At 64.5% G+C, this 16,277-nt stretch carries 15 protein-coding genes and 1 pseudogene; 11 read left to right on the top strand and 5 right to left on the bottom strand.

The genetic code is table 11. The features are described from left to right. Positions 1–24 precede the first annotated feature (24 nt). Positions 25–1,278, bottom strand: a complete 1,254-nt coding sequence (locus EJ073_RS27510) for a sarcosine oxidase subunit beta (RefSeq protein ID WP_126059363.1) — start codon at positions 1,276–1,278, stop codon at positions 25–27. A 177-nt stretch (positions 1,279–1,455) separates the two neighbouring features. Here EJ073_RS27510 and EJ073_RS27505 point away from each other — a divergent pair. From EJ073_RS27505 to EJ073_RS27475, 7 genes and pseudogenes are all read left to right on the top strand, one after another. Then, positions 1,456–2,299: pseudogene (locus EJ073_RS27505) on the top strand (SDR family oxidoreductase). Between the two features lie 110 nt (positions 2,300–2,409). Then, positions 2,410–2,796 (top strand): SET domain-containing protein-lysine N-methyltransferase, encoded by a 387-nt coding sequence (locus tag EJ073_RS27500; protein ID WP_126058368.1) that lies wholly within the window; start codon positions 2,410–2,412, stop codon positions 2,794–2,796. A gap of 178 nt (positions 2,797–2,974) precedes the next feature. Then, positions 2,975–3,238: a 30S ribosomal protein S21 gene (gene rpsU, locus EJ073_RS27495; protein WP_126058367.1), complete on the top strand. Its 264-nt coding sequence runs from the start codon at positions 2,975–2,977 to the stop codon at positions 3,236–3,238. Positions 3,239–3,373: 135 nt separating this feature from the next. After that, complete coding sequence (locus tag EJ073_RS27490) at positions 3,374–4,228, top strand: tetratricopeptide repeat protein (protein ID WP_126058366.1); 855 nt, start codon at positions 3,374–3,376, stop codon at positions 4,226–4,228. Positions 4,229–4,462: 234 nt separating this feature from the next. Next, positions 4,463–4,939 (top strand): DUF992 domain-containing protein, encoded by a 477-nt coding sequence (locus EJ073_RS27485; protein ID WP_126058365.1) that lies wholly within the window; start codon positions 4,463–4,465, stop codon positions 4,937–4,939. A gap of 73 nt (positions 4,940–5,012) precedes the next feature. Beyond that, on the top strand, positions 5,013–5,495 hold the full coding sequence (locus EJ073_RS27480) for a DUF992 domain-containing protein (protein WP_126058364.1): 483 nt from the start codon (positions 5,013–5,015) through the stop codon (positions 5,493–5,495). Between the two features lie 173 nt (positions 5,496–5,668). Beyond that, positions 5,669–7,135: an MFS transporter gene (locus tag EJ073_RS27475; RefSeq protein ID WP_245455390.1), complete on the top strand. Its 1,467-nt coding sequence runs from the start codon at positions 5,669–5,671 to the stop codon at positions 7,133–7,135. Between the two features lie 30 nt (positions 7,136–7,165). Here the strand turns inward: EJ073_RS27475 and EJ073_RS27470 are convergent, their stop codons facing one another. Then, positions 7,166–8,008 (bottom strand): LysR family transcriptional regulator, encoded by an 843-nt coding sequence (locus EJ073_RS27470; RefSeq protein ID WP_126058363.1) that lies wholly within the window; start codon positions 8,006–8,008, stop codon positions 7,166–7,168. Between the two features lie 96 nt (positions 8,009–8,104). Here EJ073_RS27470 and EJ073_RS27465 point away from each other — a divergent pair, with 96 nt between their 5' ends. Further along, positions 8,105–9,430, top strand: a complete 1,326-nt coding sequence (locus EJ073_RS27465; RefSeq protein ID WP_126058362.1) for an aspartate aminotransferase family protein — start codon at positions 8,105–8,107, stop codon at positions 9,428–9,430. Between the two features lie 21 nt (positions 9,431–9,451). On the opposite strand, the gene coaBC is transcribed toward EJ073_RS27465, so the two are convergent. The 3 genes from coaBC to ubiE all read right to left on the bottom strand — a co-directional run bounded on the left by coaBC (position 9,452) and on the right by ubiE (position 13,726). Beyond that, positions 9,452–10,924 carry a bifunctional phosphopantothenoylcysteine decarboxylase/phosphopantothenate--cysteine ligase CoaBC gene (coaBC, locus tag EJ073_RS27460; protein ID WP_210211263.1) on the bottom strand — a complete coding sequence of 491 codons (1,473 nt, stop codon included), beginning with the start codon at positions 10,922–10,924 and terminating at the stop codon, positions 9,452–9,454. Positions 10,925–11,346: 422 nt separating this feature from the next. Then, positions 11,347–12,921, bottom strand: a complete 1,575-nt coding sequence (gene ubiB, locus EJ073_RS27455; RefSeq protein ID WP_126058361.1) for a 2-polyprenylphenol 6-hydroxylase — start codon at positions 12,919–12,921, stop codon at positions 11,347–11,349. Between the two features lie 28 nt (positions 12,922–12,949). Next, a complete protein-coding gene (gene ubiE, locus EJ073_RS27450) occupies positions 12,950–13,726 on the bottom strand; it encodes a bifunctional demethylmenaquinone methyltransferase/2-methoxy-6-polyprenyl-1,4-benzoquinol methylase UbiE (protein WP_126058360.1) in 777 nt (258 codons plus the stop codon). Positions 13,727–13,860: 134 nt separating this feature from the next. On the opposite strand from ubiE, the gene EJ073_RS27445 reads away from it, so the two are divergent. From EJ073_RS27445 to EJ073_RS27435, 3 genes are all read left to right on the top strand, one after another. Then, entirely contained in the window at positions 13,861–14,835 is a 975-nt protein-coding gene (locus EJ073_RS27445) for an adenosine deaminase (protein WP_126058359.1), read from the top strand. A 137-nt stretch (positions 14,836–14,972) separates the two neighbouring features. After that, a complete protein-coding gene (gene upp, locus EJ073_RS27440; protein ID WP_126058358.1) occupies positions 14,973–15,602 on the top strand; it encodes a uracil phosphoribosyltransferase in 630 nt (209 codons plus the stop codon). 104 nt (positions 15,603–15,706) lie between these two features. Continuing rightward, a complete protein-coding gene (locus EJ073_RS27435) occupies positions 15,707–16,270 on the top strand; it encodes a TIGR02281 family clan AA aspartic protease (RefSeq protein WP_126058357.1) in 564 nt (187 codons plus the stop codon). Positions 16,271–16,277: the final 7 nt, after the last annotated feature.

Below are 16,277 nucleotides of genomic sequence, written 5' to 3'. Positions count from 1 at the left end.
GGTCGCAAAGCCTTTCGGCAACCATCAGTGCGCCACCGCCGCCGCCGCGGCCTCGTCGATCAGACGGCCGGTGCGGAAGCGCTCGATGGTGAAGGGCGCGTTGATCGGGTGCGGATCGTCCTTGGCAATCGTATGCGCAAAGACATGGCCCGAGCCCGGCGTCGCCTTGAAGCCGCCCGTGCCCCAGCCGCAATTGACATAGAGGCCCTTGACCGGCGTCTTGGCCAGGATCGGCGAGCGGTCCGGCGTTACGTCGACGATGCCGCCCCAGGAGCGCAGCATCTTCATGCGCGTGAAGATCGGGAACATCTCGCAGATGGCGTCGAGCGTATGCTGCAATATGTGCAGGCCGCCGGTCTGCGAATAGGAGACATATTGGTCGGTACCGGCGCCGATCACCAGCTCGCCCTTGTCCGACTGCGAGATATAGGCGTGCACCGTGTTCGACATGATCACGCAGGGCACGACCGGCTTGACCGGCTCCGAGACCAGCGCCTGCAGCGGATAGCTTTCCAGCGGCATGCGCACGCCCGCCATATCCATGATGACGGAGGAGTGGCCGGCCGCGACCACGCCGACCTTTTTGGCGCCGATGAAGCCGCGCGTCGTGTCGACGCCCATGACCGCGCCGTTCGGCGCCCGCTTGACGCCGGTGACCTCGCAATTCTGGATGATGTGGACGCCGCGCGCCGAGGCGCCGCGGGCATAGCCCCAGGCGACGGCGTCGTGACGCGCGGTGCCGCCGCGCCGCTGCAGGGCCGCACCCACCACGGGATAGCGCGCATCCTTGGAGATGTTGAGCGGCGGGCAGAACTCCTTCGCCTGCTCCGGCGTCAGCCATTCATTGTCGATGCCGTTGAGGCGGTTGGCGTGCACATGGCGCTTCAGCACCTGGATGTCGTGCACATTGTGCGCGAGCATCATCACGCCGCGCGCTGAGTACATGACGTTGTAGTTGAGCTCCTGCGAGAGCCCATCCCACAGCTTCAGCGCATGGTCATAGATGCCGGCGCTCTCGTCATAGAGATAGTTGGAGCGGATAATGGTGGTGTTGCGGCCGGTGTTGCCGCCGCCGAGCCAGCCCTTCTCCAGCACCGCGACATTGGTGATGCCGTGCACGGTGGCCAGGTAGTAGGCCGTCGCCAGGCCATGGCCGCCGGCGCCGACGATGATGACGTCGTATTCCTTCTTCGGCTCCGGCGAAGACCATTGCTCTTCCCAGCCCTTGTGGCCGCGCATGGCCTCGCGGGCAATGGCGAATACCGAATATTTCTTCACGTTCCAGGCCTCGCGCCAGTAGCTTTCGCGGATTTGCGGCCGGGCATCCCCGCCTCGGCACGCGAGGAGTATCACTAGCGAAACCGCGCTGCCATCCTTGCGCTGTTTGCGACGGCGCTTGCCGTTTTGCGCCGTGACATCCACAGGCGAGCACCAAGCCACGCGGCACAAACCCCAATGCAGCTTTCGGGTGGCTCGGACCGCCGCCATTTGCGACCAAGCGTCCGATCGCTGGCAAGGCCGGCACGAAAGAAGGATGCTCAGAAGATGTTCGCACTGACAGACAAGGTCGCCATCGTCACCGGCGCCAGTTCCGGCATCGGCCGCGCCACTGCGAAACTTTTCGCCGAACAGGGTGCCCGGCTGATCGTCGCCGCCCGCCGACAGGCGGAGCTCGACAGGATTGTCGGCGAGATCGAGGACGCCGACGGCACGGCGGTCGCGCTGGCCGGCGACGTGCGCGACGAAGCCTTCGCAAAAGCCCTCGTCAATCTCGCGGTCGACAGGTTCGGCGGCCTCGACATCACCTTCAACAATGTCGGCGCTGTCGGCCAGATGGGGGCGATTTCCGACCTGTCGCTCGACGACTGGCGCGAGACGCTCGACACCAACCTCACCAGCGCGTTTCTCGGCGCGAAATACCAGGTGCCGGCGATGGTCGAGCGGGGTGGCGGTTCGCTGATTTTCACGTCCACTTTTGTCGGTCACACCGTCGGCATGCCCGGCATGACCAGCTACGCCGCAAGCAAGGCCGGTTTGATTGACGCAAGTGCTGGCCGCCGAGTACGGACCGCGAGGGGTGCGGGTGAACGCGCTGCTGCCGGGCGGCACCGATACGCCGGCGGCAACATTCAAGACCCCTGAATCGCGGACGTTCGTCGAAAACCTGCATGCGTTGAAGCGCGTCGCCCAACCTGAAGAGATCGCCCGCTCGGCGCTTTACCTCGCTTCCGATGCGTCGAGCTTCACCACCGGCACCGCGCTGTTTGCCGATGGCGGCGTCTCGATCAACCGGACGTGAAGGGATTGACGGACATAGCACTGCCCGCCAGCCGAAAAAGTCGCGAAGCAGCCTTGCATTTCGGCGCAATTTGACGATTCCGTTTTCCCGTCGAAAACGGATCGGAAAAGATGCTGCTGATCAGGACCTACGTCGCCCAGAGCGCCATCGAAGGCGTCGGCGTTTTCGCCGCCGAGCCGATCCGCAAGGGGGCCTCGATCTGGCGCCTCGATCCCGATTTCGACCGGCTGATCCCGATCGAGAAATACGAGGCGGCCCCTCCGCATCTGAAAGAGTTGCTCGACCGCTACGCCTATCCCAGCCCCGACCGGCCTGGCTTCATGGTCTATGAGGTCGACAATGGCCGTTTCATGAACCATGCCGAGCGGCCGAACACCGACTTCTCGCAATATGGCGGCGCGACCGCGACCTGCGACATCGCCGCCGGCGAGGAAATAACCTGCGACTACGGCGAATTCTTCGAGGATTTCGCCCGCCTTCACCTGGCAACCGCCTAGCTAAGCGCCGGCCGGCGGCGGCCGGTTGCAATTTGGGGCGGCCGGATTGCATTCGGCAGTGGACAGGACGGCCTGATTCTGCTATCAGCCGCCACAATTCGCGGTGCAACTCGCCGCGGAGGCATAGCGGCTATGGCCGTTTGCCTGTTGATATCAAACCCGAAAGACAGGATTGCCCGTGCAGGTACTCGTCCGCGACAACAATGTTGACCAGGCGCTCCGCGCGCTGAAGAAAAAGATGCAGCGCGAAGGCATTTTCCGCGAAATGAAGATGCGCGGTCACTACGAGAAGCCTTCCGAGAAGCGCGCCCGCGAAAAGGCGGAAGCCGTGCGCCGCGCCCGCAAGCTGGCCCGCAAGCGCGCCCAGCGCGAAGGCCTGCTGCCGATGACCCCGCGTCCGGCTCCGGCTGGCGCCGCAGGTGCTGCGCGTTCGCCGCGCTGATACCGCCAATTTTTCGTCCTTTTCGAAGGATACCCAAGGGTGGCGCGATGCGGAATCGCCGCCACCTTTTTGTTTGATTTTGGACCGGTTCGGAGAGGGAACGGACCTGACGGCGCGGCGGCAGTGAGGACAGTGATGAACGCAATTTCCGTGGAGCGCAAAACCGCTTTTCGCGGCTTCGCCCTGACGGCGGCCCTGCTCTCGGGCCTGGCGCTTGCCGCATGCCAGACGGCCCCGACCGGCGAATTCAACAACATCGATAAGGCGCAAGGCTCGACCGAGAACATCTCCTCGCTGTCGGCCGTGATCCAGCGCAACCCGCAGGATCCCGAAGGCTACAATGTGCGCGGTTCGGCCTACGGCCGCGGCGGCCAGTACCAGGCGGCGCTGAAGGACTTCGACACCGCCATCCAGCTTAATCCGAATTTCTACCAGGCCTATTCGAATCGCGCGCTTATCCAGCGCTTCCTCGGCAACCAGGCGGCGGCGCTGGCCGACTACAATCGATCGATCCAGATCAACGCCAATTACGACGCCGCCTATATCGGCCGCGGCAATCTTTACCGCAAGGCGGGTCGGACCCAGGAAGCCTTCAACGACTTCCAGAAGGCGATCCAGCTCGATACGACCGATGCGCGCGCCTACCACAATCGCGGCCTGATCTATCAAAGCCAGGGCCAGCACAAATTCGCCATCGAGGATTTCTCGACCGCCATCTCGCTGGCGCCGGACGCGGCCGAGCCCTACAACGGCCGCGGTCTCTCCTACCTCGCCATGAACGACGAGGACAACGCCTTCTCCGACTTCAACATGGCCATCAAGCTCGACGGCAAGAACGCCGAGGCCTGGGCCAACCAGGCGCTGATCTACGAGCGGCGCGGCGACAAGGCGCGGGCGGCGAAATCCTACCGCGAGGCGGTGCATCTCGATCCGACCTACCAGCCGGCCAAGGACGGCCTGTCGCGCACCAACACCGCCAGCGCCAGCTGATACCCAGCCGGCGCGCCGCGCGACGCGGCCGACTGAGCGCTCCGCTCGATCGACGACCTTCAGCTACCGGCGCTTGAAAACCTGCAAGCCGTGGTCGGCGATGAAAACCGCGGCCACCCATGCTGACCGCCGGGGCAAGCGTTAACCCTTGCCATGTTCGCGCCAAGTTTTCAGCGGAACGCTCCGCGCACCTCGACCGTTAATCGGGGCCAAATTTGCGAAAGGACCTTTCCAATGATCAGAACCCTTGCCTGTGCCGCCGCCGCGCTTGCCGCCACGGTCCTCGCGTTCCCCGTCAGCGCCGGGACGCTGCGGCTCGGCACGCTTGATTGCACCATCGACGGCGGCGTCGGGTACGTCATCACGTCGAACAAGGGCGTGTCCTGCACCTTCCGCCCCTATCATCATGGGCCGTCCGAGCAGTATACCGGGATGATCTCCAAGCTCGGCGTCGATGTAGGCCAGACGCATCAGGGCCAGCTTGCCTGGGCGGTTCTGGCCGCCACCCGCAGCCATGACGAGGGCGACCTTGCCGGCAACTACTACGGCGTCAACGCCGAGGCCAGCGTCGTCACCGGGGGCGGCGCCAATCTTCTGGTTGGCGGGCTGAACAGCGCCTTCATGCTGGAGCCGCTCAGCGTCCAGGCGCAGACCGGCGTCAATCTGGCGGTCGCGGTGACCTCGCTGGAGCTGGTCCACTCCTTCAAATAAGGCGCAGTTGCTCCCTTACGTGCGGCGCGGAACAGGGTACTGTTTCGCGCCGCACGCTTTCTGGGGGACCGCCATGCAGAAGACCATCATCGCCGCTGTCATTGCCGCTGCCGGCTGTGCGGGAACAGCCCATGCCCAAGACCAAGGCGTGGAGCTCGGCGTGCTCGATTGCGCCATTGGCGGCGGCACCGGCTTCATCTTCGGTTCGAGCAAGGACCTGAGTTGCACCTTCACTCCGGCGGATAAGACCTTTGCGCCGGAAGCCTATTTCGGCGCCGTCAACAAATACGGGCTCGACATCGGCACCACAAAGCAGAGCGTGATGCGGTGGCTGGTGCTGACGCCGTTGAAGAACATCTACGCGCCGGGCGCGCTCGCCGGAGATTATGTCGGCGCCAGCGCCGAGTTGACGGCTGCGGTCGGCGCCGGCGCCAACCTCCTGGTCGGCGGCTCCGCGCAGGCCTTCACCTTGCAGCCGCTCAGCGTGCAGACACAAAGCGGCATCAACATCGCCATCGGCGTCGCCCAGTTCCAACTGCGCAGCACCGAGAATTGAGACCTGTCAATCAAGGCCGCTGGGCTTCTGCCTGGCTTCGCGACGCTCGCCACGACATTCCTGAAAACGCCTCTTGAGCTCAACCGCGCTTGAGGTTCTACAAGCTCTGCCGAACTGGATCTGGCGCCCTTTTGATTGCGGATGAGGGTGCGAATGGCAAGCAGGAGATCGATGTGACGGCGGCAAGCGGCAACAAGACGGGCGGCAACAAGGTGGCCAATAGCAGGGTGGACTGGCGGGCGCTGTGGGCGAGCGGTGACCTGGCGCGCTTTTGCTTCATCAGCCTCGGCATCCTGCTGCACGCCACCAACGAGACGATGGTGGCGACGGTGATGCCGGCCATGGTCGGCGAACTGGCCGGCGTGCAGTTGGTCGGCTGGTCGCTGGCGATCTACGAGCTTGGCGCCATCGTCGCCGGCGCCGCCGCCGGACGGCTGGTGAGTTATGTGGCGCTGCGCTCCAACATGATGGTTGCCGCCTTGCTCTATGCTGCCGGCGCGCTGATCTGCGCCACCGCACCCTCGATGCCACTCTTTCTTGCCGGGCGGCTGGTCGAGGGGCTGGGCGGCGGCGCGCTGGTGTCGCTGGCCTTCGTCTCGGTCGAGCGGCTGTTCCCGCGCAACATCTGGCCGCAGCTTTTCGGCATCATGTCGGCGATCTGGGGCGTCGCCGCCTTCAGCGGCCCGATGCTTGGCGCCATCATGGCCGAGCTTCTATCGTGGCGTTGGGCCTTCGGCATCTTCACGGTTGGCGGCACCGCCATGGCGCTGGCAAGTTTCATCGTGCTCGACACGCCGCAGGCGACCAGACCGCAGGTGGACAAGGGCACGGCGCCGCCCTTCCCCTATGCCGCGCTCGGCTGCCTCGCCGTCAGCGTCGTGCTGATCGCCAGCGCCGGCGTCGATGTCGCCCTGCTGCGTTCCTCGCTGCTGCTGGGCTTTGGCCTGCTCGGCCTCGTGGCGTTCTTCCGCGTCGATGCGCGGAAGCCGCGCTCGCGGCTGTTCCCGTCGCGGCTGTTCTCCTGGCGTTCGCCGGTCGGCAGCGGCATGACCATGGTGGCCGCCTTCTCGGTGGCAACCGTCTCCTTCGCCATCTACGGGCCGCTGCTTTTGACCACGCTGCACGGCATCCCGATCCCGACCAGCGGCTACATCATCGCCGCCGAATCGATTGCCTGGTCGATCCTGGCGATCCTCGTCGCCAATGCGCCGCTGGAGCGCGAAAGGCTCATTATCGTGGTGGGCGCGCTGATGATCGCGGCCGGCCTCGCCGGCTTCGCCTACACGATCCCGGCGGGCTCGATCCCGCTGATCCTGCTTTGCGCCCTGCTGCAAGGCGGCGGCTTTGGCGTCTGCTGGCCGTTCCTGACACGGGTCATCGTGGCCTCCGCCCAAAATAGCGAGCAGACCATCGCCTCCGCCGCGGTGCCGACCATGCAGCGCATCGGCTATGCGGTGGGGGCGGCGCTCGCCGGCATCATCGCCAATGCCAGCGGGTTTTCCGAAGGCCTGAACCGCGACGCGGCGGCGAACGTCGCCGGCTGGCTGTTCCTCGCTTTCGTGCCGCTCGGCATTCTCGGCTGCCTGGCGGCCATCAGGATCGCTATGCCAGCCGCGCATCCACAGGAAGCGACGGGCTGACCTGGGGAGACAATCGGAGAGCAGAAGTTCTCACAGAGACGGCAGAACGGCTCGGATGTGATGGGCGAAGGCCTCGACCGCGGGTGATCGCTCGGTGTCGGCAAAGGCGACCAGAATGCCAAGCTGGGGCAAGCGAGGCAGCGGTGCGCCCAGAATATGGAGGTCCGACGGCACCGCATCCTCGGTCATCACGCTGATTGCCAGGCCCGACCGCGCCACGGCGATCAGTCCAGCAAGGCTGTTGCTGGCATAGGATATTTTGTAGCGCAGTCCGGCGCGCGCCATGGCCTCGCAAGCCGCCTTGTGGTCGACGGCATTCGACGCCGACAACGCCAGCGGCACGATGTCGCCAAAATCGTAGAGGTCCAGCGCCGGCTTGCTGCCCACCCATACGAGCGCTTCAGTGCGCACATGCGCGTCGCTTGCGTTCGGACTGGAGACAAGCGCCAGGTCGATCTGGCGCGCGTTGAGAAGCGTCCGCAATTCGACGGTGGGCGCCGAAACGACCTTGATCTCGACATCGGGGTAAACGGTGCCGAAGCCCTTCAGGAGCGCTGGAAAGAACGCGCTTAGATAATCTTCGGGACTTCCGAAGATTATCGAACCGTGCAGGCCCTTGTCGGACAGCGCCGAGATCGCCTCGTCATGGATTTTGAGGATGCGCTCGGCATAGGCCAGGAAGCGCTCGCCGCTGCCGGTGAGCCGCACCCCGCTGCCGCTGCGATGAAACAGGCTCTGGCCGAGGGCTTCCTCGAGGCGCTGCACCTGCATTGTCACGGCCGACTGCGTACGTCCGACCTGTACCGCCACCGCACTGAGGGTTCCCGAGTGCGCCGCGCGAACGAATGTCGCCAGCAGCTTGAGATCGAGCATATCAAATCCATTGATATCAGAATCCGAGAACTATCAATTTTACTGCATCCGCGCCAGCCGCTAGATTGTTGGCGCAACGCTTGCTGGAGTTGAGAGATGTCGAAAAACTTGGAGCCTGGGTTTTGGGATTCGGCGCGCAAGCACCTGATCCGCTATGGCGGCAGCTTCGAGCCCGCCATCATCGAGCGCGCCGCTGGCTCCTTCGTCTACGATGCCGACGACAGGCCCATCCTCGACTTCACCTCCGGGCAGATGAGCGCCCTGCTCGGGCATGCTCACCCCAGGATCGTCTCGACGGTCAGCCGCCAGGTGGAAAGGGCCGCGCATCTTTTCAGCGGCATGCTGTCCCGCCCGGTGGTCGAGCTTGCCGAACGTCTCGCCGCGCTGGCGCCCGGCCTCGACAGGGTGCTGCTGCTCTCGACCGGCGCCGAGTCCAACGAAGCAGCCATCCGGATGGCCAAGCTGGTGACCGGCAAGCACGAGATCGTCGCCTTCTCGAAGAGTTGGCACGGGATGACCGGTGCTGCCGCGTCGGCGACCTACAGCGCCGGCCGCAAGGGCTATGGGCCCGCGGCGGTTGGATCTCTTGCAATTCCCGCGCCCAATAGCTTCCGGCCGCGCTTCAGGAATGCCGACGGTTCATTGGATTGGCTGACCGAGCTGAACGATGCCTTCGATCTGATCGACAGCCAGTCGACGGGGAGCCTCGCGGCCTTTGTCGCCGAACCGATCCTGTCGAGCGGCGGCATTCTGGAATTGCCGCAAGGCTATCTGGCGGCACTCCAGCAGAAATGCCGCGAGCGCGGAATGCTGCTGATCCTCGATGAAGCGCAGACCGGCATCGGCCGCACGGGAGACATGTTCGCTTTCCAAAGGGATGGCGTCACCCCGGACATCCTCACGCTGTCCAAGACCATCGGCGCCGGGCTTCCCCTATCAGCGGTGATGACGACGGCTGAAATCGAGGAAGCGGCGCACGACAAGGGCTTCCTGTTCTACACCACGCATGTCTCCGACCCGCTGCCGGCGGCTGTCGGCGTTGCGGTGCTCGATGTGGTGGAAGAGGAAAAGCTCGTCGACCGGGCACAGCGCCTCGGAGAGAAACTGTTCGAAGGGCTGTCGCGGCTGAAGCAGCGCTACGAATGCGTCGGCGACGTGCGCGGTCGCGGCCTGCTGCTCGGGGTCGAGATCGTCAAGGACGGCAAGGTTCCCGATCACCAGTTGGGCGCAACGATCGCGGCGGAAGCGTTCGGGCGCGGTCTGAGCATGAACATCGTCAAGCTTCCCGGGATGGGCGGCGTCTTCCGCATCGCCCCGCCGCTGACCATCTCCGAACAGGAACTGGATCTCGGCCTGCGGATCATTGGGGAGTCGATCGAAGCGTCGCTCGCCGCGAGTGCACCCGGCATCGCTGCGGAGTAGGGCTGGCGGCCAGGAGGCCGCTCAGACCACGATGGTTTTCAGGCGCTCTGCAATCAGCGTGGCGAGCCGCGCCGCCACCTCGTCCTTGCTCAGTTCCGGCCATTCCTCGACGCCGGTCTTGGAGACGATGCGCACCTTGTTGCGGTCGCCGCCCATGACGCCGGTGGGGCCGACACCGCTTTCATGCGAGACATCGTTGGCGACGATGAAATCGGCGCCTTTCTTCTTCAGCTTGGCCTCGGCATTGCGGATCAGATCCTGTGTCTCGGCGGCAAAACCGACGACCAGCCCGGGGCGTTTCTGATGATGGCCGACGCCGGCCAGAATATCTGGGTTTTCGACCATCTGCAGCGCCGGCGGCCCCTCGCCCGCCACCTTCTTGATTTTCTCGCCGGCCGAATTGGCGGTGCGCCAGTCGGCGACGGCCGCGACGAACACCCCAGCGTCTGCAGGAAGAAGCGCTTCAACCGCCGCTTTCATCTCGCCAGCGGTCTCGACATGCGTCGTCACGACACCGGTCGGATCGGCAATGCTGACCGGGCCGGAGACCAGCCGGACGTCGGCGCCCAGCCTCGCCAGCGCCGCCGCGATCGCATGGCCCTGCTTGCCCGACGAGCGGTTGGCGATATAGCGCACCGGATCGATCGGCTCATGCGTCGGCCCCGACGTGACGATGATCCTGCGGCCGGCCAGCGGCTTCGGCCTGCTGTCGAGCATCGCCTCGATGGCCGCCACGATCTCCAGCGGTTCGGCCATGCGGCCCTCGCCCGCCTCGTTGCTTTCAGCCATCTCGCCCTTGGCCGGCCCGGCAAAGGCAATGCCGTCCTTGGCGAGCGTCGCCCGGTTGCGGCGCGTGGCAGTGTGCGACCACATTTTCGGGTTCATCGCCGGCGCCAGCAGCACCTTCTTGTCGGTGGCGAGAAGCACCGTCGAGGCGAGATCATTGGCATGGCCGTTGGCAAGCTTCGCCATCAGATCGGCGGTCGCCGGCGCCACCACCAGCAGGTCGGCCTCGCGCGACAGCCTGATATGGCCGACATCGTGCTCGTCATTGCGGTCGAACAATTCGGTAAAGACATGGTCAGCCGAAAGCGCCCCGACCGACAGCGTGGTGACGAATTCCTGCGCGGCCGATGTCATCACTACGCGCACCGCCGCACCGCGCTCGCGCAACCGACGGATCAGGTCGAGCGCCTTGTAGGCGGCGATGCCGCCGCCGATGATGAGCAGGATGCGTTTGCCCGACAACGAGCCACGCGGCGATGGCTTGCTGGAAACAGCGACAGCCGAAGTCACCTGCTGGTTTGAACCAGCCAGGGTGCGCAGCGTGTTCTCGATCTGCTCGATGCGGTCGGCCTGCCCTGCCCGACCCTCGACCGCCGCCCGGATCATCAGCCGCGCCTGCTCTTCCATCGAGCAGCCATTCTCCGCCGCGAGCTGCCGCAGCAGGTCCTTCACATCATCGTCGAGGTTGCGGATGGTGATGCTGGCCATGTGATTGCACTCGTCACGTCGTCACGAGTGCAATGATAGCAATGCAATCAATTGTGAGCAAGCGTGACCGCAAAACGATGGCGAGTCGGTTCAGGTTTCTTGAGCCGGAGGAAGGCCTGCTAACTGCCCAGAGCCGCTCGTCGGTCGACTCGCCTCAACTACAATGTTGACGAAACCTGACCACTCGAGATGTCGTTGGGTTAGGGTAACGCGGCGACCCTCAAATTCGTGACCCTCGGTGATCACGATCCCTGTCCAAAGCTTTGGCTGTGAGTGCTCAAGCTTCATCTTGAAAGCGGCAGGCACCTCGCGGCGAGCCTCGCCTTCAATACCCATAGCCATAGTTTGGCCTCACCTCTACGATCGGCAAAGTGTCCATGCCGCCAACGTAGTCCGTTCCTGTTTGACCGACCACTCGGCAATCACAAGATTTTCCACATGATATAAACCAGCGTCAGTGCGATCACCCACAGGGCCACGCGACCGGAGCGGGTATGGCGCGCCTCGGCCTTGCCGATGGCGCGTGCCGTCGCCTCGTCGAAGCGCAGCCCGTGCTCGGCCATCAGGTCGATCTCGCGCGACAGCCGCTCGGTGCGGGCGGCGATGTCCGGCGCCTGGCGGGCCAACGCCAGCAAGGCCCTGGTGCCGTCGCGCGCATCGACCAGAAGACCGCGTGGGCCGAGATTGCCGGCGATCCAGTCGCCGACCACCGGCTCGGACGTCTTCCACATGTTGAAGGCCGGATCGAGCGTGCGGGCAACGCCTTCGACCACCACCATGGTCTTCTGCAGCAGGATCAGTTCTGGACGGGTCGCCATGTCGAACAATTCGGTGACCTCGAACAGCAGCGTCAAAAGCTTGGCCATCGAGATGGTTTCCGCCGGCTGGCCGTGGATCGGCTCGCCGATGGCGCGGATCGCCTGCGCGAAGGCCGAGACATTGTGCTGGCGCGGCACATAGCCGGCCTCGAAATGCACCTCGGCGACGCGCTGGTAATCGCGCACGATGAAGCCGTAGAGGATTTCGGCCAGGAACCGGCGCTCCTTTTTGCCTAGCCGGCCGGCAATGCCGAGATCGACGGCGACGATGGTGCCGTTAGCCTCGACGAACAGATTGCCCGGATGCATGTCGGCATGGAAGAAGCCATCGCGCAAAGTATGGCGCAGGAACGACTGGATGAGGTTGGCGGCGATCGCCCTGAGGTCGTGGCCTGCCTCCACAAGACCGGCAATGTCGTTCATCTTGACGCCGTCGACCCATTCCATGGTCAGCACGTCGCGCCCGGTCCGCTCCCAGTCGACCGAGGGCACGCGGAAGCCCGGATCGTCCTTGGTATTCTCGCCGAGCTCGGAGAGCGCCGCTGCCTCGAGCCTCAGATCCATCTCGATCTTGGTTGTCTGCGCCAGCGTCTCGGTCACTTGGACCGGCCGCAACCGGCGCGACGAGGGGATGTATTTTTCCTGCAAACGGGCGGCCAGGAAATAGCTTTCGAGGTCGTGGAAGAAGCGGCGGCGCACGCCCGGCCGGATTACCTTCACCGCCACCCGGGAGGCAATCCCATCGTTCACGGTCTCGGCACTGTGCACCTGGGCGATCGAGGCGGCCGCGACGGCGCCGTCGAAGCTGGCGTAGAGATCGCCGACCTTGCGCCCGAGCGAGGCCTCGATGGCGGCGATCGCCTCGGCCTGCGGGAACGTATGCATCTTGTCCTGCAGCAAAGCGAGGTCGAGCGCCATGTCATTGCCGACGACATCGGGCCGTGTCGCCAGGAACTGGCCGAGCTTGACGTAGGAGGGTCCGAGCCGCACCACTGCCTTGGCCAGCCGGTCGCCACGCTTGTAGGCCAGCGCGCGGCGGCGAGTGAACAGGCGGGCCAGCCGCCAGCCGAACTTCGGCAGGCCGTCGAGCTCCTCGCCCGGCAACGCCGAGACGACGCCCTCGCGGACCAGCACCCAGCCGGCCCGTGCGAGCCGAAAGGCGGCGCCGACGCTGCTCATCGCCCAGCCTGCTTCAAAGTCTCCCGCCTCAAAGCTTCCAGCCCGAATGAAGCGCGGCGATGCCGCCCGAATAGTTGCGGAAGGAGACGCGATCGAAGCCCGCGCGCGAAATCATCGCCGCGAAATTCTGCTGGTTGGGGAATTTGCGGATCGATTCGACGAGATAGGAGTAGGGTTCGCCTTCGCCAGTGACCGCCTTGCCGATCCGGGGTATGGCGTTGAACGACCAGGCCTCGTAGACCTTGTCGAGCAGCGGCATCTCGACTTCGGAGAATTCGAGGCACAGCAAGCGTCCGCCGCGCTTCAGCACCCGATAGGCTTCGCCGAGCGCCACCTCGATGCGCGGCACGTTGCGGATGCCGAAGGCGATCGTATAGGCGTCGAACGTGTTGTCGGCGAATGGCAGTTCCTCGGCATTGGCCTCGACGAAATCGGTGCTTTCGCTCAGGCCTTTCTTCTCGGCGCGCTCGCGGCCGACGTCGAGCATCGATCCGTTGATGTCGAGCACGGTGGCATGCGCGTGGCGATCGCTGGCCTCGACGATGCGGAAAGCTATGTCGCCGGTGCCGCCGGCAACGTCGAGCACCTTCCAGCCCGGTCGTTTCGGCGGATTGAGCCACGTCACCATGGCGTCCTTCCACAGCCGGTGCAGTCCGCCCGACATCAGATCGTTCATCAGGTCATAGCGATTGGCGACCTTATGGAAAACGTCGTTGACCAGGGACTGCTTATCGCCTGCCCCTACCCGCTTGAAACCATAGGAGGTTTCCATACCGCCCGCGGCCGTGGTTCTCTCAACTGACATTATTTTGATCCGTCATAAAACCGGCGGGACCATAGCCGATCGATGGTGCGGGCGCTATTGTTTAAGGCGCGGTGTTCGGCCGCGCTTCCAGGTGGCGGGCTTATCGACCTGGACCGAATCGACGGGATGATTGAATGCCTTTGAAAGCGGAACTGCACTGCCACATCGAAGGGGCAGCGGCGCCCGAGCTCGTCATCAGCCAGGCCCGCAAATACGGCAAGGACACCGCGCCCTATATCAAGGACGGCTCCTTCGTCTGGCATGACTTCACCTCTTTCCTGGCAGCCTACGATTTCTCGTCCGACCTGTTCCGCACCGAGGAGGATTATGCGCGGCTGGCCGACCATTACCTGACCAGCCTCGCCCGCGACGGCGCCATCTATTCCGAAGTCTTCACCTCACCGGACCATGCGAAGAAGGCCGGCCTGTCGCCCAAGGCCTATACCGACGCGCTTGGCGAGGGCATGGCGCGCGCCAAGGCCAAGACCGGCATCGAGGCCCGCATGATCGTCACCGGCGTGCGCCATGTCGGCGTCGAATCGATCGAGCAGGCGGCACGCTTCGCCGCGCGCTGCGACCACCCGCTGGTGACGGGCTTCGGCGTCGCCGGCGACGAGCGCATCGGCGAGTTCGAGGACTATGTCCGCGCTTTCGAGATCGCGCGCGAGGCCGGACTCGGCATCACCATCCACGCCGGCGAGCTGATGGGCTGGGAGAGCGTCCAGGCGGCGCTCGACCACATCCGGCCCTCCCGCATCGGCCATGGCGTGCGCGCCATCGAGAACCCCGACCTTGTCCGGCGCATCGCCGACGAAGGCGTGGTGCTAGAATGCTGCCCGGGTTCCAACATCGCGCTCAAGGTGTTCGACAGCTTCGCCGACCATCCGTTTCCGGAACTATTGGCGGCGGGCTGCAGGGTGACACTCAACTCCGACGATCCGCCCTATTTCTGGACTTCGCTGAAGCGCGAATACGACATCGCCACCGAGCATTTCGGGATAAAAGACAAGGCGCTTACCGCCATTACCAGGACGGCGATCGAGGCGGCCTTCGTCGACAGGAAGACCAAGGCAATATTGCTGGGCCGGCTGGACGCCAAAGGCCGGTGAATGGTGAATGGTGAATGGTGAATGGTTTGCCCGCGCGCTTCGGCGCGTCAAGGCAATCATCGAACCATCAGGACTCGCAAACCCACTCACTATTCACTATTCACTATTCGCCACTCACCACTCACCGGAGCAGCACCATGCAGGGCGTCACCGTCGTCGACCACCCGCTTGTCCAGCACAAGCTGACCATCATGCGCAAGAAGGAGACCTCGACAGCCGGCTTCCGGCGGCTGTTGCGCGAGATCTCGCTGCTTCTGGGCTATGAGGTCACGCGCAATCTCGAGCTGACGACGACCGAGATCGAGACGCCCATCGAAACGATGGAGGCGCCGACGCTCGAGGGCAAGAAACTGGTCTTCGCCTCGGTGCTGCGCGCCGGCAACGGCCTGCTCGAAGGCCTGCTCGACCTGGTTCCGGCGGCGCGCGTCGCCCATATCGGGCTTTACCGCGACCACGACACACTGGAGGCTGTCGAATATTTCTTCAAGGCGCCGAGCGATCTCGCCGACCGGCTGGTGATCGTCGTCGATCCGATGCTCGCCACCGCAAATTCGGCGATCGCGGCGATCGACAAGCTGAAGGGACGCGGCGCCACCAACATCCGCTTCCTGTGCCTGCTGGCAGCGCCCGAGGGCATCGAGCGCTTCACCAAGGCGCATCCCGACGTTCCCGTCTTCACCGCCTCCATCGATCGCCAGTTGAACGACAAGGGCTACATCATGCCCGGCCTCGGCGATGCCGGCGACCGCATGTACGGCACCAAGTAGCGCGCCGTTTACCGCCCGTTTACGCAAAGCCGCGGTTTCGGCCCACGTTATAGACGAAAACACCATGTCGGGATTAAGGATCGGCCTTCAAACAGGCCGGTCCCATGCTGCGCAAGCTTCTCATCCTTGGCGTCTTTGCCGGAACATCGGCATCGATCCCGATCCTTTATCAGTCGAACCCGCACATGCTCGACGGCCTGTTGAAACCGGCAGTCGCCTCCAAGCCAGTCACCGAGCCCCAGCCCGCCCTGAACCTTGCCTCGGTTCCCGACAAGCCGGCGACAGCACTGCCGCTCGGCCGCAAGGTCGTGGTCAGCGCCGACGCGCGCGGACACTTCACCTCCGGCTTCAAGCTCAACGGCCGCCAGATTGACGGCCTGATCGACACCGGCGCCACGCTGGTCGCCATCAACACCTCGACGGCGCGCCGCGCCGGCATCTCGCTCAACCCCTCGGATTTCATCCACGAGGTCAACACCGCCAATGGCGCCATCAAGGCCGCGGTGGTGACGGTCGAGCGCTTGCAGATCGGCAAGATCTCGGTCGAGAACGTCCAGGCGGTGGTGATCGACGACCGGGCGCTGCAGACCAACCTGATCGGCATGAGCTTCCTGCAGCGGCTGCAGAAATACCAGGTCGAGAACGGCTCGCTGCTCCTGGTCCAGTAGAGCCGCT

The organism is Mesorhizobium sp. M4B.F.Ca.ET.058.02.1.1, from assembly GCF_003952505.1.
In the GTDB taxonomy this organism is placed as follows: Bacteria; Pseudomonadota; Alphaproteobacteria; order Rhizobiales; family Rhizobiaceae; genus Mesorhizobium.
Note: the sequence above shows the minus strand (reverse complement) of the source record. Positions and strands in the feature narration are given on the sequence as shown.

Bases quoted from the DNA above. Each gene is read 5' to 3' on its own strand.
- EJ073_RS27470 (WP_126058363.1), bottom strand. From the start codon at position 8,008: ATGCTCGATCTCAAGCTGCTGGCGACATTCGTTCGCGCGGCGCACTCG.
- EJ073_RS27435 (WP_126058357.1), top strand. From the start codon at position 15,707: ATGCTGCGCAAGCTTCTCATCCTTGGCGTCTTTGCCGGAACATCGGCA.
- EJ073_RS27485 (WP_126058365.1), top strand. From the start codon at position 4,463: ATGATCAGAACCCTTGCCTGTGCCGCCGCCGCGCTTGCCGCCACGGTC.
- ubiE (WP_126058360.1), bottom strand. From the start codon at position 13,726: ATGTCAGTTGAGAGAACCACGGCCGCGGGCGGTATGGAAACCTCCTAT.
- EJ073_RS27445 (WP_126058359.1), top strand. From the start codon at position 13,861: ATGCCTTTGAAAGCGGAACTGCACTGCCACATCGAAGGGGCAGCGGCG.
- coaBC (WP_210211263.1), bottom strand. From the start codon at position 10,924: ATGGCCAGCATCACCATCCGCAACCTCGACGATGATGTGAAGGACCTG.
- EJ073_RS27500 (WP_126058368.1), top strand. From the start codon at position 2,410: ATGCTGCTGATCAGGACCTACGTCGCCCAGAGCGCCATCGAAGGCGTC.
- upp (WP_126058358.1), top strand. From the start codon at position 14,973: ATGCAGGGCGTCACCGTCGTCGACCACCCGCTTGTCCAGCACAAGCTG.
- EJ073_RS27465 (WP_126058362.1), top strand. From the start codon at position 8,105: ATGTCGAAAAACTTGGAGCCTGGGTTTTGGGATTCGGCGCGCAAGCAC.
- EJ073_RS27490 (WP_126058366.1), top strand. From the start codon at position 3,374: ATGAACGCAATTTCCGTGGAGCGCAAAACCGCTTTTCGCGGCTTCGCC.
- ubiB (WP_126058361.1), bottom strand. From the start codon at position 12,921: ATGAGCAGCGTCGGCGCCGCCTTTCGGCTCGCACGGGCCGGCTGGGTG.
- EJ073_RS27480 (WP_126058364.1), top strand. From the start codon at position 5,013: ATGCAGAAGACCATCATCGCCGCTGTCATTGCCGCTGCCGGCTGTGCG.